Origin of the sequence: Bradyrhizobium sp. HKCCYLRH2060 (assembly GCF_051168135.1) — a bacterium.
In the GTDB taxonomy this organism is placed as follows: Bacteria; Pseudomonadota; Alphaproteobacteria; order Rhizobiales; family Xanthobacteraceae; genus Bradyrhizobium.
This window is the reverse complement of sequence record NZ_JBNPUK010000001.1, coordinates 187,053-213,381: the sequence shown is the minus strand read 5'-3', so window position 1 is coordinate 213,381 and position 26,329 is coordinate 187,053. Positions and strand designations below refer to the sequence as shown.

Here is a 26,329-nt window from a genome sequence, read left to right as displayed (position 1 = left end):
CATCCGGCTCTCGCGCTCAGCAGATCTGCGTTCTGGAACCTATCGCCCGGCGTGGCTCTCTGGCATCTGACCGCGGCGGTGTTCCGTGAATACCGCTCGTCGTGGCCTGCACCGGTGCTGTGAATGGAACGTAGTCGCTCCCGGGGGATATTCCAAGAGCTTTTTCCGTATCCCCGGACCTTTACCGGAGCTTTTTTAGGCCCATGACGGTTCGGGGAATACCGGCCAGATCGGCCCGGATCGTGGAGGAATCGGCCGCCAGGCCAGCCCTCACCATCAATGCAGCGACGCCGTCACTCTGGCCAAGCCCGACCTCCACGATGACAGCGCCGCCCGGCCGAAGCAGGGCCGCTGCCTGCGGGATCAGCGCGCGGTAGGCGTCGAGTCCGTCCTTGCCTCCGTCCAGTGCGCGCAGCGGATCATGGCTGCGCACCTCGACGTCGAGCTCGCTGATCTCGGACGACGGAATGTAGGGCGGGTTCGACACGATCAGGTCGAAGCCAGCGGACAGCGCTGCTGCATAGGAGCAGGCGACGAAGCCGGCGCGGTCGGCCAATCCGAGCGCGCGCGCATTGTCCCGCGCGGTGGCCAGCGCGCCCACGCTGATGTCGGTGCCGACGCCATGGGCCCGTGGCAGCTCGGACAGCAATGCCAGCAGGATCGCGCCGGAGCCGGTGCCGAGATCGGCGATGCGCAAGGGGCGCGTCAGGGCGCCGCCGGCGGCGAGATGCTCGAGTGCCAGTTCGACCACGGTCTCGGTGTCCGGCCGCGGCACCAGCGTATCCGCCGAGAGCTGCAGCGGCAGGCCCCAGAACTCCTTGGCTCCGAGGAGGCGCGCCACCGGCTCGCCGACCAGCCGGCGTTGCACCAGCGCTTCCAGACGCTGCGCATCCGCGTGGGATAGCTGCCGTTGGCCATGCATTACGAGACCGGTGAGGTTGAGCTGAAGCGCATGGCCCAGAAGCAGCCGCGCATCGAGCTCCGGCGAATCGAGACCGGCGGCTGCAAAGCGGGCCGCAACCGCGCGCCGCGCCGAGTCGATGTTTGCGCCGGCGATGATCTCGGTCATCGCCCGCGCTCTCTCCACGGGTCATCCCCGCGAACGCGGGGATCCATACGCCGTGCCGTTGCGAGGCGGAAGGTCGGAGTTGCAGCCTTTGCCAGCCACGAATACCTGTGGTGATGGGTCCCGGCGTTCGCCGGGACGACAGCTGATGTGCCGCAACACGGTCGCGCTTCGGTTGGCAGCGCGCAGGCGCCGCTCACGCCGCAGCGCCCTGCGCGGCAAGCTGTGCCGCCTGATGCTCCGTCGTCAGCGCGTCGATCAGTTCGCCCAGCGCTTCGCCCGCGATCACCTGCGGCAGCTTGTAGAGCGTCAGATTGATGCGGTGGTCGGTGACGCGCCCCTGCGGGAAATTGTAGGTGCGGATGCGCTCGGAGCGGTCGCCGGAGCCGACCTTCTCCTTGCGGTCGGCGGAGCGCGCGGCGTCGACCTTCTGCCGCTCGGCGTCGTAGATGCGCGAGCGCAGGATGTTCATCGCCGAGGCGCGGTTCTTATGCTGCGAGCGGCTGTCCTGCATCATCACCACGATGCCGGTCGGAAGGTGGGTGATGCGGATCGCCGATTCGGTCTTGTTGACGTGCTGGCCGCCGGCGCCCTGCGCGCGCATGGTCTCGATGCGCAAATCGTCCTGCTTGATGTCGACGTCGACATCCTCGACCTCGGGCAGCACGGCGACCGTCGCCGCCGAGGTGTGGATGCGGCCCTGCGTCTCGGTATCCGGCACGCGCTGCACCCGGTGCACGCCGGATTCGAACTTCAGCTTGGCGAAGGCGCCGCGGCCCTGCACCTCGGCGATGATCTCCTTGTAGCCGCCGACGGTGCCTTCGGACGCCGAGATCACCTCGACCTTCCAGCCCTGCAGGGCGGCGAACCGTTCGTACATGCGGAACAGATCGCCGGCGAACAACGAGGCCTCGTCGCCGCCGGTGCCGGCGCGGATTTCGAGCACGACGTTGCGGTCGTCCATCGCATCCTTGGGCAGCAGCGCGACACGGATCTTCTGCTCGAGCTCGCCGCGGCGCGCGATCAGCTCGTCGCGCTCGGCCTCGGCCATCGCCCGCATCTCGGCATCGGTGGCGGGATCGGCGATCAGCGCCTCGGTGTCGGCGAGCTCTTTGACTCCTGCACGATAAGCCTTCACCGCGTCGATCAGCGGATTGAGCTCGGCGAGCTCGCGGGTGATCTGCACGTAGCGGTCGGAATTGACCTGGCCGAGCAGCTCCGCCTCGAGCGAGGCGTGATGCGCGAGTAGGACATCGAGTTTGGCTTCGGGAAGCGACGACATGTTGCAATCTGATCTAGGAGCAAACGATACGGACGGAAGGCGGCCGGCGCGACAGGCCGGCTACAGCGCGAGGCCTTCGCTCTCGGCGAACTCGGTCAGCTTCTGCCGCATCGAGAAGCTGCCGGCCGGCGCGGCCAGCCATTCGGCCATCTTCGTCGCCGCCTTGCCGGCGTCGAGTTCGAGGATCATCGCCTTCACAGGGCCGTGCGCGGTGGCCGACAACGACAGCGAGCGGTAGCCGAGCGCGATCAGCGCCAATGCGCCGATCGGCTTGGAGGCCATCTCGCCGCACAGTGACACCGACCGTTTCGCCGCCTTGGCCTTGTGCACGATCTGCTGCAACGCCCGCAGGATCGGCGTCGACAGCGTGTCGAAGCGCTCGGAGACCTTGGCGTTGCCGCGATCGACCGCGAACAGGAACTGGAACAGGTCGTTCGAGCCGACCGAGATGAAATCGACCTTCGAAAGCAGCTCGTCGAGCTGATACAGCAGCGCCGGGACCTCGAGCATGGTGCCGACGTCGACGCGCTCCGGCAGCGTGTGGCCGTGCTGGCGCAGATAGGTCAGCTCGCGCTCGACGATCGCCTTGGCCGTGTCGAACTCGGCGACTTCCGAGATCATCGGGAACATGATGCGCAGCGAGCGGCCGCCGCCGGCGCGCAGCAGCGCCCGGATCTGGCCGCGCAGCAGGCCCGGACGGTCGAGGCCGAGGCGGATCGCGCGCCAGCCGAGCGCCGGATTCTCCTCGATCACGGTCTCCATGTAGGGCAGCGCCTTGTCGCCGCCGATGTCCAAAGTGCGGAACGTGACCGGCTTGTGGCCGGCGGCGTCGAGCACCGTGCGATACAGCGCCAGCTGGTCGCTGGAGCGCGGCAGGCTGGCGGACACCATGAACTGCAACTCGGTGCGGAACAGGCCGATGCCGGCGCTGCCGGTGTCCTCGATATGCGGCAGGTCGATGACCAGGCCGGCATTGATCATCAGCTCGACCGGTTGGCCGTCCCTGGTCACGCAGGGCTTGTTGCGCAGCTCGCCATATTGCGCCTGGCGGCGGGCGCGGAAGCGCACCCGTTCGGCATAGGCGGATTCGATCTCGGAGGACGGCCGAACGTAGATCGAGCCCGACGTGCCATCGACGATGATGGCGTCGCCGGGATCGGCGATGCCCGGCGCGTTCGGCACCTCGCCGACGGCGGGAATGCCGAGCGCACGGGCCACGATCGCGACATGCGAGTTGGCGGTGCCTTCCTCGAGCACGAGGCCGCGCAGCCGCTTGCGGTCGTAGTCGAGCAGCGCCGCCGGACCCATCGCGCGCGCAATCAGGATGGCATTGTCGGGCAGATGCTCACGACGCGGCGCGTGGTCCTGGCCCACCAGCTGGCGCAGCAGCCGGTAGCCGAGATCCTCGAGATCGTGCAGGCGCTCGCGCAGATACGGATCGGTCGAGCGCAGCATGCGGGCGCGGGTGTCGGACTGCACGCGCTCGACGGCGGCTTCGGCCGTGAGGCCGGTCGCCACCGCCTCGTGCAGCTTGTGCGACCAGCCCTGATCGTTGGCGAACATGCGATAGGCTTCGAGCACCTCGCGGTGCTCGCCGCCGTCGGCGACGTCACCGCGCTCCAGCATGCGGTCGAGGTCGGCGCGCAGCTTGAGCAGCGCGGCGTCGAGCCGCTTGATCTCCTTGGGCAGGTCCTCGGCGATGTAGTTGTTGATGACGACGCGCGGCTCGTGCAGCACGACATGGCCGAGCGCGATGCCATCGGACAGCACCGTGCCGGTCTTGTGGATCGAGTGCCGCGCCGCCGGCTCGGCGCCGGGCTGGGCGAGCGCTGCGAGCTCGCCGGAGGCGATCATCTCGGCGAGCACCATCGCGGTGGTCTGCAGCGCCTCGACCTCTTCCTCGACATAGGTGCGCTTGGCGCGGTTCTGCACCACCAGCACGCCGAGCGTGTTGCCGGCGCGCAGGATCGGCACGCCGAGGAAGGAGTGGTAGATCTCCTCGCCGGTCTCCGGGCGATACGAGAAGGCGGGGTGGCTCTGCGCGTCGTTCAGGTTGAGCGGCGTGGCCTCGCTGGCGACGAGGCCGACAAGGCCCTCATGCGCGCTCAGCACGGTCATGTGCACGGCGTCGCGGTTCAGACCTTCGGTAGCGTAGAGCTCGAGCGTGTTGTCGACGCGCAGCACATAGACCGAGCAGACCTCAGCGACCATGTTGGCCGCGATCAGCACCACGATCTTGTCGAGCCGCTCCTGTGCCGAGACCTGCTCCGCCATGGTCTCGCGAAGCCGTCTGAGCAGGACGCGGGGGCCTCCCGACGCGCTTCGCATGTGGCACAATCCCCCTTCCTGGGGCCAGCCCGGCACGCGGCCGGATCTGGCGCTAAACTCGCGGCATCGAACAGCTTTCTCGATTCGGCACTATCGCACGCTCAGAGTGCCGGCCCGAACCAGAACAACCATCACTGGAGCACAGTTTGCGGCTGCCATCCTGCGATGGCGTATAGCGAATTAGGGCTTGTTTTGCCAAGCAAAACGCCTGCCACCGCGGGCGGCGTCAACGGCTTTCGAACGATCTTCGGCCCGTCCCGCTGTCACATAACGGGACAGGTGTGGTCGCGGAGGAGGATTTTCTAGGCCTGGTCCAGTCCGTAGAGCGTATGCAGCGTGCGGACGGCGAGCTCGGTGTAGGCGGCGTCGATCAGCACCGAGAACTTGATCTCGGAGGTCGTGATCGCACGGATGTTGATGTTGCGGGCGGCGAGGGCGGCAAATCCCTTGGCGGCGACGCCGGCATGGCTGCGCATGCCCGAGCCGATCACCGAGACCTTGGCAACGTCGGTCGCGGTATCCAGGCGCTGATAGCCGATCTTGTCCTTGGCCGCCGTGATGGTCTCGCGCGCGCGATTGTAATCGGTGGCCGGCACCGTGAAGGTGAGATCGGTTGTCTTGCCGTCTTCGGAGACGTTCTGGACGATCATGTCGACGTTGATGTTGGCATCCGCCAGTGGTCCGAAGATCGAGGCGGCAACACCCGGCTTGTCCTCGATCTGGCGCACCGAGATCTGGGCCTCGTCCTTGGAGAAGGCGATGCCGGTCACGACGTGATTTTCCATGATTTGTTCCTCGCTGCAGATCAGCGTCCCCGGCGGCTGGTTGGCGTGCGGGTCGATATCCTCGGGCTTGTCGAATGAGGAGCGGACAAAGATCGGCATGTTGTGGACCATGCCCAGTTCCACCGAGCGGACCTGGAGCACCTTGGCGCCCTGGGACGCCAGCTCCAGCATGTCCTCGAAGGCGATCTTGTCGAGCCGCTTGGCCTTCGGCACCACCCGGGGATCGGTGGTATAGACGCCGTCGACGTCGGTATAGATGTCGCAGCGGTCGGCCTTGATGGCGGCCGCGATCGCCACCGCCGAGGTGTCCGAGCCGCCGCGGCCAAGCGTGGTGATTCGCCCGGTTTCGGCGTTGATGCCCTGGAAGCCGGCGATGACCGCGACCTCCTTGCGGTCGCGAAAGCGCTGGATCAGCTCGGAGCCGTCGATATCGACGATTCGCGCCGAGGCATGGGCATCGCTGGTCTTGATCGGGATCTGCCAGCCCTGCCACGAGCGGGCCTGGATGCCCATGCCCTGCAGCACGATCGCCAGCAGGCCGGACGTGACCTGCTCGCCCGAGGCCACGACGGCGTCGTATTCGCGCGCATCGTGCATCGGCGACGCCTCGGTGCACCAGGCGACCAGTTCGTTGGTCTTGCCCGACATCGCCGAGACGACCACGGCAACCTCATGACCGGCATCGACCTCGCGCTTGACGTGGCGCGCGACGTTGCGGATGCGGTCGATGTTGGCGACGGAGGTGCCGCCGAATTTCAGCACGAGGCGACCCATGACGACGCGCTCATTCCCATCAGGAGGATAAGTTGACCGGCTGAGCGCGAAACCGGAGGCGCGCCAGCCGAAACGCGCGTATACATAGCGCCGCGGCTGGGGGCAAGACGGTTCCTTGTGGTGACAGGGTCAGGTTACAGGGTCAGGTTAGAGGCTTGGAATGGCGCGTTACATCGACGAAATCCTGCAACCCGGCGAGAAGGTGCTGTATTCGACCAATGCGCACTGGATGTTCTACCTTCCGGCGATCGGGGCCTGGATCGTCGTGTTCGGATTGCTCGTCCTCACCCGCATGACCGTGAACGACAATCTGGTCATGCTGTGCCTGGCCACCGCCGCCGTCATCGCCATTGTTGCGCTGTATTGGACGGTCCGGGCCTGGTTCCATCGTCTCACCACCGAGACGGACGTCACCAATCGCCGCGTCGTGCACAAAACCGGTTTCATCAAGCGCCGTACCTTCGAGATGGCCCTCGACAAGGTCGAGAGCGTCGACGTCAACCAGACCATCATGGGACGGGTTCTCAATTACGGTGATGTCACCATCTTGGGTGTGGGCGAGGGCAAGGAAACCATTTCGACCATCGCGGAGCCGCTGGCGTTCCGGAACGCCATCACGGCGCGTTAGCCCGGTACGGCGCCGCAGCTTCGATCATTGAGTATTCAGCGATGACAATGCCTCAGGATTCCCGCAGCCCTTCTGTTCCCTCCGGCTCGACCGTCGATCCGGCCGAAATCGCGAAGTTCTCGAAACTGTCCGAGACCTGGTGGGACCCGAAGGGCAAGATGGCGCCCCTGCACAAGATCAACCCGCTGCGCCTGACCTATATCCGCGATGCCGCCTGCCGGAAATTCGAGCGCAACGCCAAGAGCCTCAACTGCCTGTCGGGGCTGCGCATGCTCGACATCGGCTGCGGCGCGGGATTGCTGTGCGAGCCGTTCACACGGCTGGGCGCGCAGGTCGTCGGCGTCGACCCTTCGGCCAGCAACATTGCCGCTGCCAGGCTGCATGCCGAGAAGGGGCATCTGTCGATCGACTACCGCTGCACCACGATCGAGGAGATGGACCCGCGCGAGCGCTTCGACATCGTGCTGGCGATGGAGGTCGTCGAGCACGTCACCGACGTCAGTGCCTTCCTCGGCCGCTGTGCCGCGGTGCTGAAGCCGGGCGGCATGATGGTGGTCTCGACCCTGAACCGCAACTGGAAGAGCTTTGCGCTCGCCATCGTCGGCGCCGAATACGTGCTGCGCTGGCTGCCGCGCGGCACGCACGAGTGGAGCAAGTTCGTCACGCCGGACGAACTGACCAAATACCTGCTCGACAACCGCCTGGTCATCACCGAGCAGAGCGGCGTCGTCTACAGCCCCTTCGCCGACCGCTGGAGCCTGTCGACCGACATGGACGTGAACTACATGGTGGTCGCCGAGCAGATGGTCTAGCCGGCGCGGTGTGCCCGGCTGCCGCTCCACAACCGGTGTAGATGGGGGGCGATCCCGCGCCAGATCCGGCAATTGCCGGCGTCGGCCGCGCTCACGCCGTCCGATTCGCCAGCCCCACCGCCCATAGCGCGAACGCATAGACGATCGCGACCTCATCCAGCCGGTTGAAGCGCCCGGAGGCGCCGCCGTGGCCGGCGCCCATGTTGGTGCGCAGGAGGACCGGGCCGCCCCCGGTCATCGTCGCGCGCAGCCGCGCGATCCATTTCGCAGGCTCCCAATAGGTGACGCGCGGATCGGTCAATCCGGCCATCGCCAGGATCGCGGGATACGCCTTGGGCGCGACGTTGTCATACGGCGAGTAGGACAGGATGGTGCGGAAATCCGTCTCGCTCTCGATCGGGTTGCCCCATTCGGGCCATTCCGGCGGCGTCAGCGGCAGGGTGTCGTCGAGCATCGTGTTCAGCACGTCGACGAACGGCACCTCGGCGACGATGCCGGCGAACAGCTCACCTGCGCGGTTGGCGACCGCGCCCATCAGCATGCCGCCGGCGCTGCCGCCGTGTCCGACGATGCGGCCGGCCGCTGTGTAGTTCGCCGTGATCAGCGCCCGCGCGCAGGCTGAGAAATCGTCGAAACTGTTGGTCTTCTTCTCGCGCTTGCCGTCGAGGTACCAGCCCCAGCCCTTGTCGGTGCCGCCGCGGATATGGGCGATGGCGTAGACGAAGCCGCGGTCGACCAGCGACAGCCGGTTGGTGCTGAAAGACGCCGGCATCGCATGCCCATAGGAGCCGTAGCCATAGAGCAGCAGCGGCGCCGAGCCGTCGGCCTTGAAGTCGCGCCGGTGCAGCAGCGACACCGGTACCTCGGCGCCATCATCGGCCTTCGCCATGATGCGCGTGGTGACGTAGTCGGCGGGATTGTGCCCGGACGGAATCTCCTGGCGCTTGCGCAAGGTTTTCGCGCGCGTCACCATGTCGTAGTCCCACACCTCCGACGGCGTCGTCATCGACGAATAGGCAAAGCGCAGGTTGGTCGTATCGAACTCGTAGGAGCCCATCGCGTCGAGCGAATAGGCGCCCTCGTCGAAGGCGATCGCGTGCTCCTCGCCGGATGTCAGGTCGCGGATCACGATCGACGGCAGCGCGTTGGCGCGCTCCAGTCGCACCAGATGGCCCGCATAGAGATCGTGGTCGAGCACGTAGATGCCGGCGCGGTGCGGAATGAGGTCGCGCCAGTTGGCGCGCTCGGGCGCGGACAGCGGCGCGGTGACGATCTTGAAGTCGATCGCGCCATCGGCATTGGTCAGGATGAACAGCTCGTCGCCGCGGTCGGCGATCGAATATTGCACGCCGTTCTCGCGGGCGGCGATGAGCCGCGGCGGCGCCTCGGGATGGTCGAGATCGATCAGCCGCTGCTCGGAGGTCTCGTGGTCGCCGCCGGCGATGACGCAGAACCGGCCCGAGGTCGACTCGTGCACATGGGTGAACCAGCCGGTGTCCTTCTCCTCGTACACCAGCACGTCATCGGCCTGCCTGGTGCCGAGCCTGTGCCGCCACACCTGCATCGGGCGGTGGTTGTCGTCGAGCTTGACGTAGAAGAAGCTTTTGCAGTCGCGCGACCACACCGCGCCGCCGTCGGTCTCCTCGACGATGTCGGCGAGGTCATCGCCGCCATCCCAGTCGCGCACGCGGATGGTGAAATATTCCGAGCCCTTGGTGTCGGCGCTCCACGCCACGCGCTTGTGGTCGTGCGAATGCCGGCTGCCGCCGAACTTGAAATACTCATGCCCGCGCGCCAGCGCGTCGCCGTCGAGCCCGATCGTCTCCGCCCCGCCGTTGCGCGGCGTCCGGCAGAACAATTCGTGCTGGCCGCCCTCGCGGTACTTGCGGAAATAAGCGTAGGGCCCGTCCGGCGACGGCACCGAGGAATCGTCCTCCTTGATGCGGCCGCGCATCTCCGCGACGAGCTTCTTCTGCAGCGGTGAGGTGTGGCCGAGCACGGATTCCGCATAGGCGTTCTCGGCTTCGAGATAGGCGCGGATATCAGCATCCAGCAGCGACGGATCGTGCAGCACCTCCTGCCAGCGCGCGTCTTTCAGCCACGCATAGTCGTCCTGCACGGTGATGCCGTGGCGGGTGAAGCTGTGCTGATGGCGCGGCGCCACCGGCGCTGTTTTGCTGCTGTCTGTCATCTCGTCCTTTACGGGGTCACGCTCTCGCCGAGCCATTGGATCGCGGCGTCGAGGCCGCCGCGGCCGTGCGGGATCTTCAACGCCACCAGCGCCATTTCGATCACGCCGAGCGTGCCCAGCACCATCGGCGCGTTGACATGGCCCATATGGGCGATGCGGAACGCCTGGCCCTGCAGGTCGCCGATCCCGGTGCCGAGCACGACGCCGCACTGCTCCTTGCAGTAGGTCTGCAGCACCGCCGGATCATGGCCGCCGCCGACCAGCACCGTGGTCACGGTGTTGGAGCGCTCGGCGGCGTCTGCGATATTGAAGCCGATCACCTGGCCCTCGCTCCACTTCGCCACCGCGCGTCGCACGGCCTCGGCGAGCAGCTCATGGCGGCGGAAGGCGTGCGGCAGCCCTTCGGCGAACAGCATGTCCATGGCCTGGCGCAGCGCGAACAAGAGATGCACCGGCGCGGTGCCGCCATATTTGCGATAGTGCTCGGTGCCCTCGCGCTCGCTCCAGTCCCAATAGGGCGTGCGCATGTTGGCGCGCTTGTGCGCCTCGAGTGCGCGGGCATTGGCGGCGACGAAGCCGAGACCGGGCGGCGTCATCAGGCCCTTCTGCGAGCCGGACATCGCGACGTCGATGCCCCATTCATCCATCTCGAACGGCATGCAGCCGAGCGAAGCGACGGTGTCGACCATGTAGAGCGCCGGATGGCCTGCGGCCTTGATGGCGCGGCCGATCGCCTCGACGTCATTGACGACGCCCGACGCCGTATCGATCTGCGCCACCACGATCGCCTTGATGGAGTGCTCCTTGTCGGCGCGCAGCCGCGCCTCGACCTCGGCCGGCCGCACCGCGCGGCGCCAGTCGCCACGGAGCACTTCGACCTCGGCGCCCATCGCGCGTGCCGCATTGCCCCAGCCGATCGCGAAGCGGCCGCTCTCCAGCACCAGCACCTTGTCGCCGCGCGCCAGCACGTTGGAGAGCACGGCCTCCCAGGCGCCGTGACCGTTGGCGATGTAGATGTAGGTCTTGCCCTTGGTCGCGAACAGCCGGCCGAGGTCGGACATGATGCCGTCGGTCAGCTCGACCATCTGCTTGGAGTAGATGTCGAGCGCGGGGCGGTGCATCGCCTGCAGCACCTCGTCGGGCATCGTGGTGGGTCCCGGGATGGCCAGAAACTCCCGGCCCGCGCGAACGGTCATTGTCAGTGTCCTCGGCGATGTGGTTTGGCGGTTGAGGGTGGTGATGGGCTCTCGCACACGGCCGGCCCAGCGCCGTTTTACGTGGCGGCGCCGCATAAGAAAAGCCGGAGAACCCGGGGGGCTGGCATGCCCCGGCGGGTCGGCGCGGTGGGGCTCAGCGCCGGGTCTCGCGGCAGCCGGCGGCCTCGGCCTCCTCGACCGAGCAGAACCAGCGCGTGCCCTTCGACACGTGCATCTTGATCTGCGCGTACCAGCGGCTCTTCTGCGTGTGATAGATGCATTCGCCGGCGCCGTTGACATTGCCCTTGATGGTGCAGTCCGGCGAGGGCGCGACCGGGCCCGAAGCCGAGGCGAGCAGGACCTTGCGCGCGCCCTCCGGCGGCTTGGTGGCGCCGAGGATCGCAGTCTTCTTGTTGCGCACGCGCCAGTCCCATGGTGCGATGAACGCGCCCTGCCACATGCCGGCCTTGGCGGCCCGCGCCTCTGCCTCATCGGGCTCGTAGTCGCGCGAGAGGGTGCGATAGGCCAGCGCCCAGCCGCTGCGCACCAGCCATTTCTGGATGTCCTCGCCGTCGACGTCGCAGCGCGCCACCTGGCGCCCGCGGCGATCGATCGAACGCGGATGACAGGTCCAGCTCTTGCCGTCCGCGTGCTTGATCAGCTCGTCACGCGCGGCCACGCCGCAGGTCCAGCGCTCGCCGTTCTTGTTGAGGCAGAGCTGATCCACGGAGGGCGCGTCGATGCCGCCGAGCCGGATGCGGGTGGCCCCGATCGTGATCCCGTCGGCCTCACGGATCTTGGGAATCCCGGTGATGTCGGCGGCGGACGCGACGGAGGGCAGCAGCAGGAGGAGCGCGAGCAGGGCTGGTTTCATCGACATCAACGGGCGCGGGTCGTCCTTGGGGATGGGCAATAGCAGCGATAGTGCGGCGGATCGCCCGCCAGTTCCAGCGCCGCGATTGCCTGAGTCGCTCAACTTCGCGCGATGGCGGCCGAAAGTAGGAGCCGAGCTATGGCCAAGGCGTCGCTCTGCTCCCCTCCCGCAAGGGGGAGGGGAGCACACTGCCCTTGCCGCCGAGATCGCGCTCGATCAGTTCACCGCCACCCGCCGGGCCAGCGCCAGGCCCATCAGCACAAACGCGGATGTCACCTCGGGGCCGCCGACCAGGATGCGGGTCGGGGTCTTCATCTTGTTCCACTCATAGGCGCGGTACGGATGCCGCCGGCCGCCCTCGCCGAACGACGTCACGATGCAATGCACCGCGGGCGCGAAGCTCGCTGCAGCGCCGCCGAGATGGCCGAGCGCGATCAGCGCCAGCGCCGCGTCGAACGGGTTCATCTCGCGGCCGATCAGCTCGTCCTCGACATAAGCGAGCACGCGCAGGCGGATGAGCTCGAACGCGCCGTCGGGGTCGATCGCCTGCCGCGCCGCCGGTGGCAGCGCCATGAAGGCGTGGTAGCAGCGGCCGAAATAGGCGCAGTACAGCTCCGGCAAATAATAGATGTGCGAGCGCGGATCGGCGAAGGCGCCGCTCAGCACCAGCCGCTGCTGGAAGCCGACGATCCGCCTGACGACGTCGAGCCTGCCTTGCGTCTCCAGGACCTGCCAGCGCTTGAGATTGCGGAACGAGACCTCGAGCACGTCGAGATTCAGCGTCGGATCGAGATCGTTGCCGTAGGGCCGCTCGCCGGCCAGGCTGTCGATCCAGGTGGCGACGCCGCCTTCGTAGTCGACGTTGTCGTTGATCGGCACCGTCACGCGCGGCTCGTTGCCGCCGGCGCGCACCTGGTAGCCGGCATAGAAGTCCAGCAGCGGCTGGCTCAGCATCGGATCGTCCGATCCGGCCTGCGTCGCCGCCGAGAACGAGCATGCCGTGGTGTCGCAATCCGGCACGTAGACGCCGAAGCCGAGGTCCTGCTTGATCTGGGTGAAGAAGCGCGAGAACCGCGGATGCGGATGCGGCGCCAGCGCGGTGACGACGTCGTAGCTCTTGCCGTCGGCGCCGCGCACCTGCTCGCGGCTGATGGTCAGGCAGAACTCGACCATCGCCGCGATGGCGCCGCGCGCCGCGCTCGTCTGCTCCGATGAGGCGAGGCCGGTCTCCAGATAGCTCAGCAGCGCCTCGGTGAAGAACGCGTCGTAATACGCCGAGCGGTGGCGGATCTGCACCGGCTCCCACATCGGCTCGGCGATGCCGCGCCACGGCGGATTGATCACCGCGGCCGCCGGCGAGCGCGCGATGAAGACGCGGGCGAGGTTGAACAGCAGGGTCGAGTTCTTGTAGCCGCGCGCGTCGAGCCCCTGCAGCGCCATCTGGACCTCGGAGCCCTTCATGTCGGGATCGCCGATCAGGTTGAAGGCGGCATAGGTCGGGATGAAGCCATTGCGGCTGAACGAGCCGAGCAGGTCGGCACCGCAGGCCCGGATCACCCGGTCGATCTCGCCGGCCGGCGGCATGGCCGCCGCCGCAGTCCGGCGCGGCGGGGCAGGGTGGTGCAAGGCGATGCTGTCGACGAGATCGGCGACCGGGCGGCCGATCTGCTCCCAGTCCGGCGTCGGATTGTCGCGGGCGAGAACCAGCGCGTCGCGCAGCGCATTGAGAACGGCGGGATCGTTCAGCTCGGGCAGGCCGGCACGGCGCAGCAATGCGCGCAGCGCCGGGTTCCCCAGCGCGGTCCGGTAGAATTTCGACAGATGCGGGTCGCCGCTGCCGGGCCGGCGCAGGATGGGGTCGCAGACCTCGTACAGCGAGGGCCCATCCTTCCGGGCCGTCAGTGCGCGACAGGCCGCGCCGGCGAAATACTGGAAACTCAAGCGAGGACTCGCGGGTTGTCGGAGGCGGGACGAACGGCATGCGCTGCTCGAAACGCCCCACAAACGGCGCGCCGTGCGCATGCATGGGGCAAACTGACACGCTCGACCGCCAAAGACAACGTGACGGCGGTCACGGCGCGGGAGGCGGATTTGGCGGCAATGTGGCCTCCCGGCGGTCCGCCCAGGGCCGTTTGGAGATCGCCGCCATGGTTAAATTTGCGTTTCTCTTCAAGTGCTTGAAAAGTCAATGGTGTTCCGATGTTGCCCTGGGTGCTCGTTCGGGTTAATCCTTTCTTCGTTGCGGCGCCGCAATTTGCGCGCATTGGGACGACACATCGTCTCGCAACCCCTCAAACCTCAGAGGCGCCAGCGCGACCAAAGGGTGCACCCCTTTGGCATCGACGGGCAGGCTCGGACCAGGATTGACGTGATGACCGCAAGGCAGCCTTCTCTTTCCCGCCGATCGGCCGTGATCGCCGCCGCGCTTCTCTGTACGGTGTCGCTCGCGATCGGCGCGCATGCTGCCCTCAACAAGCGTTCGCTCGAGGCGCCCAAGGCGGCCGCCTCCGAGCAGAGCAGCGTGGCGACCGGCAACGGCGCGCGCCTCGCGCTCGTCATCGGCAATGGTCACTATCCCGATGCGAATGCGCCGCTCGTCCAGCCGATCAACGATGCCCGCGCGCTGACCGGCGCGCTGCGCCGCGACGGCTTCGATGTCGATGTCGTCGAGGATGCCAATAAGGACGACATGACCCGCGCGGTCGAGCGCCTCAAGGCCAGGATCAAGCCCGACTCGGTGGTGATGCTGTTCTTCGGCGGCTACGCCATCCAGGCGGGACGCGAGAGCTACATGATCCCGGTCGACGCCAAGATCTGGCGGGAATCCGACGTGCGCCGCGAGGGCACCAGCATCGAGCGTCTGCTCGATACGGTCCGCGAGCAGGGCGCGCGCGCCAAGCTGGTGGTGATCGACGCCTCCCGCCGCAATCCCTATGAACGCCGCTTCCGCGCCTATTCGCACGGCCTCGCGCCGATCAACGCACCGGCCAATGCGCTGATCCTGTCGTCGGCGACGCCGGGCAAGGTGCTGGACGATCCGAAGGGCCAGAACAGCGTGCTGGTCGGCGAGCTGCTCAACCAGCTCGGCAAGAGCCCGAGCGCCGAGACCGTGTTCAACAAGACCCGCAACGCCATCGCGCGTAGCTCCGACGGCGAGCAGGTGCCGATGGTGTCGTCCTCCCTGGTCGAGGACATCCGCTTCAGCGCCGACGTCGCCAACGCCGGTAGCTGAGGCCTGGGGTTTCCATCTCTCGTTCAACGCGTCTGACGCTCAGAGCGCCTGAGCGTTTGCCCCCCTCTCACCAAGCTGACGGTCAGCTCCCCTCCCCCTTGCGGGGAGGGGTTGGGGGTGGGGGTCCACGGGCGCCGCGCGTCGTTGGCTTGAGCCTTTGCTGCAAACATCCTGCTTTGGCGGATGCGGGAGCGATCCTCCCGCATGGCGCTGCCTTGGATCGCTGAAAACCTCCCAGGAGCTGGCTCGCAAATCACGTCGAGCGCGACTCGGAGAACCCCCACCCCCGACCCCTCCCCGCCAGGGGGAGGGGAGCCGACCGCCACTGGCGCGACCTCCCCATTTCATCCGTTCCGCAGGACTCGGCCGCCGCCCTCAATTGCTCGCCATCACCGGCCGCACCGGGTCGCCCTCGCGCAGCAGCGCGCCGGCGCGGGTGACGACGACGTCGCCCTCGGCGAGGCCGTCGCGGATCTCGACCTGGCCGCCGGCCATCAGGCCGATTTCGACCCGCTTGGTCTCGATGCGCTGGGCGCGCACCACCTGCACCACGGTGCCGTCCGGATCGTACAGCACGGCGGTCAGCGGCACCGCGACGCCGCAGCTCTGGCCGATCTTGATCACGGCGCGCCCGAACGAATTCACCAGCAGCCGCGCCGTGCCGTTGATGCCGATGAAGGCCTGGCCGAGCTGGCTGTTCGGCTCGACGGTCGGCGCCACCCTTCGGATCTTGCCCTCGACCTCGCCGGCCCCGACGATGCGGATCCGCGCGGTCTGGTTGACCGCGAGCTTGCCGAGCTGCGCTGATGGCACCAGGCCGACGAGATCATATTCGTTGCGGGCGAGAATGGAGAACAGCGCCTCGCCGCGGCCGGAGGCGAAGGCGCCGATGGTGGCGCTCGACGACAGGATTGTGCCCGCGACCGGCGCCTGGATCATGATCGTGCCGCCCTCCGGCGGCGTCAGCCGCGCCAGGTTCTGCCCGGCCGTGACGCTGTCGCCGGCATCGACCAGCACCTCCGCGACCTTCAGTCCGGGACGGTCGGGCCTGACGGCGGTCTCGTTGCGCGCCAGCACCATGCCGGACACCTCGACCGTGTTGTCGAAGCAGGCCTTGGTCGCCTTGAGCACGCTGACCGCGGCGCCCTTCGGTGCGCTGTCGTCGGCTGCCAGCACCGGCTGGATCAGGGCCAGCACGCCGGCCGCGGCCAATAGCGGCATCCGGCGCATTGTGGCAATTGCGGCATGTCGCATGCGAAACCGATCCTCGCGAACTCACGTCAATTGAACGGCTGAAGTCGGGATAGCAGACGTGCAGCCGCCGGGCCAGCCGACCCGCGTCCCTGGTAGTCGCGCCAGCATGCTGCGACGTTCAGCGGAGGACCCCCGAACTTTCTCGGCAGGGTCCACGTTGACGCTGCCGAATGTCGGCCATCTCTATTTGGGACTCACGATCATGCTTCGGCTCTGGATACCACTTCTGCTCTGCGCCGCCCTCGTCACGCCGGCGGTCTCCGCCGAGCTCACCGCCGACGCCGTCAACGGCGCGGAGCTGCGCAAGCGGCCGCCGGCCGAAGAGAAGATGGACCCGGTGGCGATCCGCGCCCAGGTGCTGCTCGATCGCGCGCGTATCTCGCCCGGCGAGATCGACGGCCGCTTCGGCGACAATGCGCGCACGGCGCTCGCCGCGTTCGCGCGCGCCAAGGGGCTTGCCGGTGATGCGAAGCTGACGCCCGAGCTGTGGGACGCGCTGCTGCGCGGCGACCAGGCGCCGGCGATCGTCTCCTACACCATCACCCGCGACGATGTGAAAGGGCCGTTCCTGAAGAAGCTGCCGCAGCACATGGAGGACATGAAGGACCTGCCGGCGCTCGGCTACACCTCGCCGCGCGAGGCGCTGGCCGAGAAATTCCACATGAGCGAACAGCTGCTGTCGGCGCTCAATCCGAAGGCCAGCTTCGACAAGGAGGGCGAGCAGATCGCCGTCGCCAACGTGATCCGGCCGGACGAGAAGGCGCCGGAAATCATGCGGCTCGACATCAGCAAGGACGCCGGCACGGTGCAGGCATTCGACAAGGACGGCAGGCTGGTGGCGGTGTTTCCGGCCACCGTCGGCAGCGAGGAGAAACCGACGCCCGACGGCACCTTCAAGGTCACCTCGCGCGATGCCGATCCCAACTACCGCTACAATCCGGACTACGAGTTCAAGGGCGTCAAGTCGCGCAAGCCGTTCACCATCAAGCCCGGCCCGAACAACCCGGTCGGCGCCTATTGGATCGGCCTGTCGGTCGGCAACGGCTACGGCATCCACGGCACCGCCGAGCCGTCCAAGGTCGGCAAATCGGAATCGCACGGCTGCGTCCGTCTGACCAATTGGGACGTGCGCTTCCTCGGCGACCACCTGTCGAAGAAGGCGAAGGTGGAGCTGCATTGAGCGGGCACCGTTGCCTGGCGAAGCTACGCCATCATCCCGGCCGAACGACGTGACCCGGCTCGATCCACACCCACCGCCGTCATCCCGGCGAACGCCGGGACCCATAACCCCAGGGAGCGGTTTGAGGCAGGCCGGTCATTGACAGTTCGCCCATCGCGACCGCCGCCGCGTATGAGTCTCGGGTCGGCATCGCAACCACGCGATCGCGCGTCGCTACTTGCTCGGGACGGCGAGTGGCGGAGTACAGCAGCATCGCTGCAACGACCAATTCACCGCGTATGGTGGGCAAAGCGCGCAGCCATCGTGCGTGTCGCGAGGACGTGCCAGCGCCTTTGCCCACCCTACCGGCCGCATCGTCTTTCCTGCGCGCCGCGGCGAATTTAACGAGCAATGCCAAGCCGATCGGGCTTGTCCAGATATTCCGATAAAAAGAATTCCCTTGCGCCGTCGGGCAAATCAGGTGGAAATTTCCGCCCGTCCCGCCTCATTGAAGAGGGGCGCTGCGCGAACGTCACGACGCGTTGGGGTGGGATGCGATGGCCGCGAGATGGCGCAGCGTGCTCAAGGCATGCCGACGTACGCCATGCCGCGGACGGTGAAGTCGCAGGGTCCTGACCTCCCGACGCTGAGGTCCGCGCAACGTGCGTGATGCGCGCGTTGTCGCCACGGTGGCAAACAAGCCGGTCACCGGGGAGACTGCGTATAAATCGTAAAGCCATCGCGCAGGGAGGGCCGGGTCGTTCCGGCTGTACCTGTGGTTCTGCCGCCTGCATTTTTTCTCGCAGGCGGGCCGCAGGCCTCAGCCGAGGCCTGGCTCTCCCTGCGCCCTCTCACAAAAGAGGGTGTCCCGATGATCACAGCTCGGACGCAAAACGCGCCGCGAGAACGCGGACCTGCAACCGCGTGGGCTGTTTGACAATTACATCAGAAGAACAGGTCTCCGCCGCTACGTCGCAAACGACCGCGACGGTGCGACATGCAGCGCATAGACGTCGAGCTTGTCGCTCACGCGAGGATACAACTCGGTCACCAGCGGATCGTGCCCTGGGATGAATCGATCCGGATGGCCGGCGAGGCGTTCGATGATCTCCCAGCCCTGCGCCGTGTCGCCGATGTTGTAGACGATCGGAAACGGGCTACGGCGCTGCAGATTGGCGTAGTAATGCGCGGCGTCGGAGGCGAGCACGACGGGGCCGCGCGCGGTGTCGACGCGCACCACCTGCAGCCCGTCGGAATGCCCGCCGACCCGGTGCACGGTGACGCCGGGCGCGACCTCGCCGTCGCCGGCGTGGAAGGTGACGCGGTCGCCATAGACGTGGCGCACCATCGTGGTGACGTGCTCGACCGTGAACGGGTAGCGCAGCATGCCGTTGCACATGCAGCGGCCGGTGGCATAGGCCATCTCGCGCTCCTGCAGGTGAAAGCGCGCATTCGGGAAGCGGTCGAGATTGCCGGCGTGATCGTAGTGCAGATGGGTGACGATGATGTCGCGGATGCCGGCGGCGTCGACGCCGAACGAAGCGAGCGCATCGATCGGATCACGCGTCAGGGTGCGGTGGCGGATCTCGGCCTCCGCGGCGTTGAAGCCGGTGTCGACCAGGATGTCGCGCCCGTCAGTGCGGATCAGCCACACGAAATAGTCGAGGTCCTGCGCCGTGCTGTCGTGCGGATCGGGCTGCAGGAAGTTCATGTGCGGCGTGCGCGGCGACATCGTCGCATAGCGCAGCGCGTAGATCTCGGTGGCGTTCCCCATGATGGCCTTCTCGTTGGTTGGGCACGGCAACCATCGAGCCATCGGCAGGCATCGAGGTCAATCGCATCGAGGTCAATCGCGGCGCGCGTCGAACCGGACGGTGCGCTGCCGCGACACAGCGTGAGGCATCTCACATTTCAAGACATCGGGATCGTTGCATGGTCCGCTCGTGTCATCGCCCGCAGCTCGCAACAGGCTCCTGCGGGCGGTCGCCGCCTCAGATGATTCTTCAACCGCCGCAAGCGGTTGACGGACCGTCACGGCGATTTGATAATGCCTGACGCGTGGGATATGGTCGCCGCGGCGCAAGCTGGACGGCGCCTGATTGCTGACCGCTGGACCGCCATCGTGATGACTTTCCGCCTGCTGCTGCCGCTCGGCCTGATGTTCTCCGTCGCGTTCTCGGCCGTGGTCTCCTGGCCCGCGCGCGCGGCCGGCGACCGCTTTGCCCTGGTCATCGGCAATGCGAAATATCCGGATGCCGAGGCGCCGCTCAAGGAACCGGTCAACGATGCCCGCGATCTCACCGACGAGTTGAAGCGCGACGGTTTCAGCGTCGAGACCCTGGAGAACGCCGGCGGCGACGCGATGCGCCGCGGCCTCGACCGGCTCTATGGCAAGATCAAGCCGGGCTCGGTGGCGCTGCTGTTCTTCTCCGGCTACGGCATCCAGTCGAGCCGGCAGAGCTACATGATCCCGGTCGACGCGCAGATCTGGCAGGAGGCCGACGTGCGGCGCGACGGCATCGGCCTCGAGCAGGTGCTGCAGGAGATCAACAGCCGCGGCGCCGGCGTGAAGATCGCGCTGCTCGATGCCTCCCGGCGCAATCCCTATGAGCGCAGGTTCCGCACCGCCTCGGCTGGGCTCGCGCCGGTCATCGCACCGAGCGGTACTTTGGTGATGTACTCGGCCGCGCTGTCCGCCGTCGTGTCGGATAGCGGCCGGGATCACAGCCTGTTCGTGCAGGAGCTGCTGAAGGAGATCCGCGTTCCCGACCTCACCGCCGAGGAGACGCTGAACCGCACCCGCGTCGGCGTAACCCGCGCGTCGCGCAGCGAGCAGGTGCCGTGGATCTCGTCGTCGCTGGCGGAGGACTTCTCCTTCGTGCCCGGTAATGGCGGCGTCAGGCCGCCTGCGCCGGCCGAGAGCAATGCCGCGCCGATTCCGGCACCACCTGTCCCTGCGCCGACCCCGACGCAGGTCGTGGTGGCTCCGCCGGTGCCGTCGCCGCTGCCGCCGGCTCCGCCCGCGCCGCAGCCGACGCCGGTGCAGAAGGTGGATACTCCGCCGGCACCGCCGGTTGCTCCGGCGCCGCCGGCGCCCGCGCCATCTCCCGTGATCGCGAACGTGGCGCCCGCCGCGCCTGCTGCGCCCGCGGCCCCCGCCGCTCCGGCAGCGCCTGCGCAGGACCCGTTCGCCGACGACCCGACGATCAAGAGCCTGAGCGCCAAGATCGCGGCCAATCCCGACGATGCAGGTGCGCTCTATCGACGCGGCCAGGTGTATGCGAGCAAGGGCGCCTACGCGCAGGCGATCCGCGATTTCGACGACACCATCCGGATCAACCCGAAGGACGTCGAGGCGCTCAACAACCGCTGCTGGGCCCGCACCGTCGTCGGCGAGCTGCAGCCTGCGCTGCGCGATTGCAACGAGGCGCTGCGGCTGCGGCCGAATTTCGTCGACGCGCTCGACAGCCGCGGGCTGGTCAACCTCAAGAGCGGCGCGGTCAAGAACGCCATCGCCGATTTCGATGCGGCGCTGAAGATCAATCCGCGCCTGACGTCATCATTGTATGGCCGAGGTCTCGCCAAGCAGCGTAACGGCGCCGCGCAGGAGGGCGCGCTCGACATCGCCAACGCCAAGGCGATGGACCCCAACATCGTCCGCGAGTTCGAAGCTTACGGCGTGCGCTGATTTGTTGCGCGCGTCGGCCGGCCGGCTCGAACCATGCGGCAGGCCGGACCGACATAACAGCGAACAGCCGGGTGTCGCGTGTGGGCGCGGCGGAGACCGGGACGATCAGTTCGCGTGAGGAGGGATTGGCAATGACCGCACCGAAAACGAATTCGACCATGACCGCCGGCTTGACGGCTCTCCTGGCCGCGACGGTCCTGAGCGCAGCCGCGTCGCTCGTCGCGATGCCGGCCTTCGCCGCCGATGACGTCAGCGAGGATCAGATCGTCCGCGCCCTGGCCGGGCAGAAGAAGCCGCTGACCCGGGGGCTGTCGATGTCGCCGCCGTCGGAGGCTGCGCCCGCGGTTTCGCCGGAGCAGGACAAGTTCCTGCAGAGCATTCGCGGCCGCTCGACGCGGTCGCTGTCATCAGCCGAGCGCGAGGAGATCGCGGCGGTCGCCAAGACCAAGCCGAACATCGATCTCGAGATCACCTTCGACTACAACTCCGCCAACATCAGCCAGAAGTCGCTGCCGTCGGTGCAGGCGCTCGGCCGGGCGCTGACCAACGCCGAGCTGAAGGGGTCGACCTTCGTCGTCGCCGGTCATACCGATGCCGCCGGTGGCGAGGCCTACAATCAGGACCTGTCCGAGCGCCGCGCCGATTCGATCAAGCGCTATCTGGTCGAGAAGTTCGGCATCGCCGGCGCCGACCTGGTGACGGTGGGCTACGGCAAGAGCAAGCTGAAGGATCCGAGCCAGCCGCTCGCCGAGGTGAACCGCCGCGTCCAGGTCGTCAACATGCAGAGCAAGACGGCGGCGGCCAAGTAGCGCCGCGTCCATCAAGCGCCGTCGGAGGTCGCGTGGCCGGAGATCGAGGTGGCCGGATGCGTCCCGCAGGATTGCGGGGCGCATCGCCTTGTCGGAGCGTCCCGCGCCAAATTCGCAGCATCCATAACCCGCATCTCGCGCCGACCGGATCCCCCTGCCGATGAAGCTGCCAAAATCCCTTAAAACCGCGGCCAGCGCGGTGGTCTTCGTGGCCCTGTTCGCCGGCTATTACTGGTACGAGCATCGTCCCCATCACACTGCCGAGGAGCCGCCGATGCAGGCCCAGGTGCTGGTGACCAAGGCGGTGAAGGCCTGCTTCTCGGATCTCGTGCGCGTCACCGGCTTCGTCGTGGCCCGCCGCGAGGCGGTGGTCGGCGCCGATCAGGAGGGATCGCGGGTCATCGACGTTCTGGTCAAGGAGGGCGACACCGTCACCGAGAACCAGGAGCTGGCGCGCCTGACGCCGCCGCCGCAGCAGCCGGGAGCGCCGGCAGCGGCCGCGAGCCGGCCGGTGTCGCTGCGTGCGCCGGCCGCAGGACTCGTCACCGAGGTCCGCACGATCGCCGGTGCGCCGGCCTCGCCGCAGGCCGGCCCGATGTTCCGCATCGCCGTCAACAACGAGCTGGAGCTCGACGCCGAGGTTCCGAGCGTTCATCTCCTGAAGCTCGGCACGGGCGCGCCGGTGCGCATCACTCGTGACAACCTTCCCGACATTGTCGGCCGCCTGCGCGTGGTGGCGCCGCAGGTCGACCGGACCACCCAGCTGGGCCATGTGCGCATCGCGCTGACCAGCAATCCGTCGCTCAAGCCCGGCATGTTCGCGCGCGCCAATATCGATGCCCGGCGGAGCTGCGGCGTCGCCGTGCCCAATACGGCGATCGATCATCTCACCATCCAGGTCGTGAAGGGCAACACGATCGAGACCCGCCGGGTGCGGGTCGGCCTGGTGTCGGATACGTCGAGCGAGATCCTCGACGGGCTGACAGAGGGAGAAATCGTGGTGGCCGACGCCGGCAGCTCGCTGCACGATGGCGACCAGATCAAGACCATGTTTGCCGAAGACATCGATCGCACGCGGGTACGCTGATGGCACTGAATATTTCGGCATGGTCGATCCGGAACCCGCTGCCGTCGATCCTCTTCTCCATCATCCTGCTGATCCTGGGCTGGATGAGCTTCACCAAGCTCGCGGTGACCCGGCTGCCGAACGCCGACATTCCGGTGATCTCGGTCGCGGTGGCGCAATTCGGCGCGGCGCCGTCGGAGCTTGAATCCCAGGTCACCAAGATCATCGAGGACGGCGTCTCCGGCGTCGAGGGCGCGCGCCACATCCAGTCGCTGATCACCGACGGCCTGTCGGTGACGACGATTACGTTCGCGCTGGAGACCAACACCGATCGCGCCATCAACGACGTCAAGGACGCCGTCACCCGGGTCCGTTCCGACCTGCCGCAGAACGTCACCGAGCCGCTGATCTCGCGCGTCGACAAGATCGGCCTGCCGATCGTCACCTATGCTGCGATCTCACCGGGCAAGACCCCGGAGCAGCTGTCGTTCTTCGTCGACGACGTGGTCAAGCGCGAGCTGCAGGGCGTGCGCGGCGTCAGCCAGGTCGAGCGCATCGGCGGCGTCGAGCGCGAGATTCTGGTCTCGCTCGATCCCGACCGTCTGCAGGCCATGGGCCTCACCGCCGTCAATGTCAGCCAGAGCCTGCGCGGCACCAATGTCGACGTCGCCGGCGGCCGCGCCGAGATCGGCAAGAACGACCAGGCGATCCGCACGCTTGCGGGCGCCAAGACGCTGAACGAGCTGTCCAACACGATGATTCCCTTGTTCGGCGGCGGCGAGGTCCGGCTCGCCGATCTCGGGACGGTCACCGACACGATCGCCGATCGGCGCACCTTTGCGCGCTTCAACGGCGAGCCGGTGGTCGCGCTCGGCATCAAGCGCGCCAAGGGTGCCAGCGACGTGGTCGTCGCCGCCGCGGTCCAGAAGCGCATCGACCAGGTCAGAGCCGCCCATCCCGATGTCGAGCTGAAGCTGATCGATACGTCGGTCGATTTCACCAAGGGCAATTACGAAGCGGCGATCTCGACCCTGTTCGAGGGCGCGATCCTCGCCGTCATCATCGTGCTGCTGTTCCTGCGTGACTTCCGCGCCACGGTGATCGCGGCGATCTCGCTGCCGCTGTCGATCTTTCCGGCCTTCTGGGCGATGGATATTCTCGGCTTCTCGCTGAACATGGTGTCGTTCCTGGCGATCACGCTGTCGACCGGCATTCTGGTCGACGATGCCATCGTCGAGATCGAGAACATCGTGCGCCACATGCGGATGGGGAAGTCGCCCTATCGCGCGGCGCTCGATGCCGCGGACGAGATCGGGCTCGCGGTCATCGCGATCAGCCTCACCATCATCGCGATCTTTGCGCCGGCCAGTTTCATGTCCGGCATCGCCGGACAGTTCTTCAAGCAGTTCGGCATCACCGTCTCGGTGCAGGTGTTCTTCTCGCTGCTGGCGGCGCGCTTCGTCACGCCGATGCTGGCGGCCTACTTCCTCAAGCACCACGACCATGACGATCCGCCGCCCGGATTCATCCTGCGTGCGTATCAGCGCATCGTCACATGGTCGGTGAAGCACTACTTCATCACGGTTCTCCTGGGCATCGGGATCTTCGCGGGCTCGATCTGGAGCACGACCCTGCTGTCGCAGGGGTTCCTGCCGGCGCAGGACGCCGCGCGATCGCTGCTCGCGATCGAGCTGCCGCCCGGGGCGCAGCTCGCCTACACCGAGAAGGTGACCGAGGACATCGTCGCGCGCCTGCGCAAGCGGCCCGAGGTCCGCAGCGTGTTCGTTGACGGCGGCCGGCTTCAGGGCGCGATGGAGGTTCGCCGCGCCGGGATGATCGTCAACTACACGCCGAAGACCGAGCGCAAGATCACCCAGAAGGAGCTCGAGCTCGAGATCACCAAGGATCTCGAGAGCATTCCGGACATCCGCTTCTGGTTCACCGACGAAAATGGTCTGCGCCCGATCAAGCTGGTGCTGACGGGCTCGGATCCCAAGCTGGTCGACAACGTTGCCAGCGAGCTCGCGTCGCAGATGAAGCGGATTCCGATCATCTCCAACGTCGTGTCGGACACCTCGCTCGACCGGCCGGAGTTGCGGGTGCAGCCGCGCGCCGACCTGGCCGCGCGTCTGGGCGTGTCGACAGAAAGCCTGTCGCAGACCATCCGCGTCGCCACGATCGGAGATGTCGGTCCCGCGCTGGCGAAATACGATGCCGGCGGCCGCCTCGTCCCGATCCGGGTGCAGCTCGAGGATGCGGCACGCAGCGACGTGAAGATCCTCGAACAGTTGCGGGTGCCGCTCGGGCAGTACGGCGAAAAGGGCGGTGTGCCGCTGGCGGTGGTCGCCGATATCAAGCTCGATCAGGGCCCGACCAGCATCAGCCGCTACGATCGCGGGCGGCAGGCCACCGTCGCGGCCGACCTCGTCGGACTTGCGGCGCTCGGCGATGCGACCAGGCAGATCGACGAGCTGCCGGTCAGAAAGAGCATGCCGGCCAGCGTCAAGCTGATCCCTTCGGATGATGCCGAGAGCCTGAACGAGCTGGCGTCCGGCTTCATCACGGCGATCACGGCAGGGCTGATGATCGTCTACGCCGTGCTGGTGCTGCTGTTCGGCACCTTCCTGCAGCCGATCACGATCCTGTTCTCGCTGCCGCTGTCGATCGGCGGGGCGATCGGCGCGCTGATGCTGACGGGCAAGCAGCTCACGATCCCGGTCTATATCGGCATGATGATGCTGATGGGCATCGTGACCAAGAACGCGATCATGCTGGTCGAGTTCGCGGTCGAAGCGATTCATGCCGGTGTCAGGCGCGACGAGGCGATCATCGACGCCGGCATGAAGCGGGCCCGTCCGATCGTGATGACCACGATCGCGATGGTCGCCGGCATGATGCCGAGCGCGCTCGCGGTCGGTGCCGGCGGCGAGTTCCGCTCGCCGATGGCGCTCGCGGTGATCGGCGGCCTGGTGTTCTCGACCGTGCTGTCGCTCTTGTTCGTGCCGGCGATGTTCCTGGTGATGGACGATGTCGGCGCGTTGTTCGCCCGCCTCGGCCGCAAGCTGATCGTCTCCTCCGGCGAGACTGCCGACGAGGCGCAGTCCGGCCATGGGCCGGAGGCGGGGCATCAGCCAAAGCCGCCGCCGTCGGCGATGTCGCCGGCCGCGGAATGAGATGAGTGCTGG

18 protein-coding genes are annotated in these 26,329 nt (G+C 67.2%); 8 read left to right on the top strand and 10 right to left on the bottom strand.

Features of this window, described 5'->3' with window-relative positions; all coding sequences use genetic code 11:
* Positions 1-181: 181 nt before the first annotated feature.
* The 4 genes from prmC to ACQR10_RS00825 all read right to left on the bottom strand — a co-directional run bounded on the left by prmC (position 182) and on the right by ACQR10_RS00825 (position 6,235).
* The gene (gene prmC, locus ACQR10_RS00840) at positions 182-1,069 is read right to left on the bottom strand and encodes a peptide chain release factor N(5)-glutamine methyltransferase (protein ID WP_316215282.1); all 888 of its coding nucleotides are present in this window, start codon (positions 1,067-1,069) and stop codon (positions 182-184) included.
* A gap of 193 nt (positions 1,070-1,262) precedes the next feature.
* A complete protein-coding gene (gene prfA / locus ACQR10_RS00835; RefSeq protein ID WP_316179225.1) occupies positions 1,263-2,348 on the bottom strand; it encodes a peptide chain release factor 1 in 1,086 nt (361 codons plus the stop codon).
* 60 nt (positions 2,349-2,408) lie between these two features.
* Positions 2,409-4,676: a phosphoenolpyruvate--protein phosphotransferase gene (gene ptsP, locus ACQR10_RS00830; protein WP_316215281.1), complete on the bottom strand. Its 2,268-nt coding sequence runs from the start codon at positions 4,674-4,676 to the stop codon at positions 2,409-2,411.
* A gap of 302 nt (positions 4,677-4,978) precedes the next feature.
* On the bottom strand, positions 4,979-6,235 hold the full coding sequence (locus ACQR10_RS00825) for an aspartate kinase (protein ID WP_315801736.1): 1,257 nt from the start codon (positions 6,233-6,235) through the stop codon (positions 4,979-4,981).
* 160 nt (positions 6,236-6,395) lie between these two features.
* Between ACQR10_RS00825 and ACQR10_RS00820 the strand changes: the two genes are divergently transcribed.
* Complete coding sequence (locus ACQR10_RS00820) at positions 6,396-6,863, top strand: PH domain-containing protein (protein ID WP_315801735.1); 468 nt, start codon at positions 6,396-6,398, stop codon at positions 6,861-6,863.
* Positions 6,864-6,910: 47 nt separating this feature from the next.
* Positions 6,911-7,675: a bifunctional 2-polyprenyl-6-hydroxyphenol methylase/3-demethylubiquinol 3-O-methyltransferase UbiG gene (gene ubiG, locus ACQR10_RS00815; RefSeq protein ID WP_409997904.1), complete on the top strand. Its 765-nt coding sequence runs from the start codon at positions 6,911-6,913 to the stop codon at positions 7,673-7,675.
* Between the two features lie 91 nt (positions 7,676-7,766).
* Here ubiG and ACQR10_RS00810 read toward each other — a convergent pair whose 3' ends face one another.
* From ACQR10_RS00810 to ACQR10_RS00795, 4 genes are all read right to left on the bottom strand, one after another.
* Positions 7,767-9,866, bottom strand: coding sequence for a S9 family peptidase (locus ACQR10_RS00810; RefSeq protein WP_434889686.1), 2,100 nt, complete (start codon positions 9,864-9,866; stop codon positions 7,767-7,769).
* 8 nt (positions 9,867-9,874) lie between these two features.
* Entirely contained in the window at positions 9,875-11,062 is a 1,188-nt protein-coding gene (locus ACQR10_RS00805; protein ID WP_434911740.1) for a pyridoxal-phosphate-dependent aminotransferase family protein, read from the bottom strand.
* A 154-nt stretch (positions 11,063-11,216) separates the two neighbouring features.
* Positions 11,217-11,942 (bottom strand): thermonuclease family protein, encoded by a 726-nt coding sequence (locus ACQR10_RS00800; RefSeq protein WP_434911739.1) that lies wholly within the window; start codon positions 11,940-11,942, stop codon positions 11,217-11,219.
* A 210-nt stretch (positions 11,943-12,152) separates the two neighbouring features.
* Positions 12,153-13,877, bottom strand: a complete 1,725-nt coding sequence (locus ACQR10_RS00795) for a hypothetical protein (protein ID WP_434911738.1) — start codon at positions 13,875-13,877, stop codon at positions 12,153-12,155.
* A gap of 430 nt (positions 13,878-14,307) precedes the next feature.
* Here ACQR10_RS00795 and ACQR10_RS00790 point away from each other — a divergent pair, with 430 nt between their 5' ends.
* On the top strand, positions 14,308-15,168 hold the full coding sequence (locus ACQR10_RS00790; RefSeq protein WP_316179233.1) for a caspase family protein: 861 nt from the start codon (positions 14,308-14,310) through the stop codon (positions 15,166-15,168).
* 375 nt (positions 15,169-15,543) lie between these two features.
* Here the strand turns inward: ACQR10_RS00790 and ACQR10_RS00785 are convergent, their stop codons facing one another.
* Positions 15,544-16,422, bottom strand: a complete 879-nt coding sequence (locus tag ACQR10_RS00785; RefSeq protein ID WP_409997898.1) for an efflux RND transporter periplasmic adaptor subunit — start codon at positions 16,420-16,422, stop codon at positions 15,544-15,546.
* A 202-nt stretch (positions 16,423-16,624) separates the two neighbouring features.
* Here ACQR10_RS00785 and ACQR10_RS00780 point away from each other — a divergent pair, with 202 nt between their 5' ends.
* Positions 16,625-17,602 (top strand): L,D-transpeptidase family protein, encoded by a 978-nt coding sequence (locus ACQR10_RS00780; RefSeq protein WP_434911737.1) that lies wholly within the window; start codon positions 16,625-16,627, stop codon positions 17,600-17,602.
* 946 nt (positions 17,603-18,548) lie between these two features.
* On the opposite strand, the gene ACQR10_RS00775 is transcribed toward ACQR10_RS00780, so the two are convergent.
* On the bottom strand, positions 18,549-19,355 hold the full coding sequence (locus ACQR10_RS00775) for an N-acyl homoserine lactonase family protein (protein ID WP_434911736.1): 807 nt from the start codon (positions 19,353-19,355) through the stop codon (positions 18,549-18,551).
* Positions 19,356-19,706: 351 nt separating this feature from the next.
* Here ACQR10_RS00775 and ACQR10_RS00770 point away from each other — a divergent pair, with 351 nt between their 5' ends.
* The 4 genes from ACQR10_RS00770 to ACQR10_RS00755 all read left to right on the top strand — a co-directional run bounded on the left by ACQR10_RS00770 (position 19,707) and on the right by ACQR10_RS00755 (position 26,317).
* Positions 19,707-21,269 carry a caspase family protein gene (locus ACQR10_RS00770; protein ID WP_434911786.1) on the top strand — a complete coding sequence of 521 codons (1,563 nt, stop codon included), beginning with the start codon at positions 19,707-19,709 and terminating at the stop codon, positions 21,267-21,269.
* Positions 21,270-21,400: 131 nt separating this feature from the next.
* Positions 21,401-22,078 carry an OmpA family protein gene (locus ACQR10_RS00765; protein WP_315801727.1) on the top strand — a complete coding sequence of 226 codons (678 nt, stop codon included), beginning with the start codon at positions 21,401-21,403 and terminating at the stop codon, positions 22,076-22,078.
* A gap of 160 nt (positions 22,079-22,238) precedes the next feature.
* A complete protein-coding gene (locus ACQR10_RS00760; RefSeq protein WP_316179240.1) occupies positions 22,239-23,165 on the top strand; it encodes an efflux RND transporter periplasmic adaptor subunit in 927 nt (308 codons plus the stop codon).
* A complete protein-coding gene (locus ACQR10_RS00755; RefSeq protein ID WP_315801725.1) occupies positions 23,165-26,317 on the top strand; it encodes an efflux RND transporter permease subunit in 3,153 nt (1,050 codons plus the stop codon). The genes ACQR10_RS00760 and ACQR10_RS00755 overlap by 1 nt, the downstream gene beginning before the upstream one ends.
* Positions 26,318-26,329: the final 12 nt, after the last annotated feature.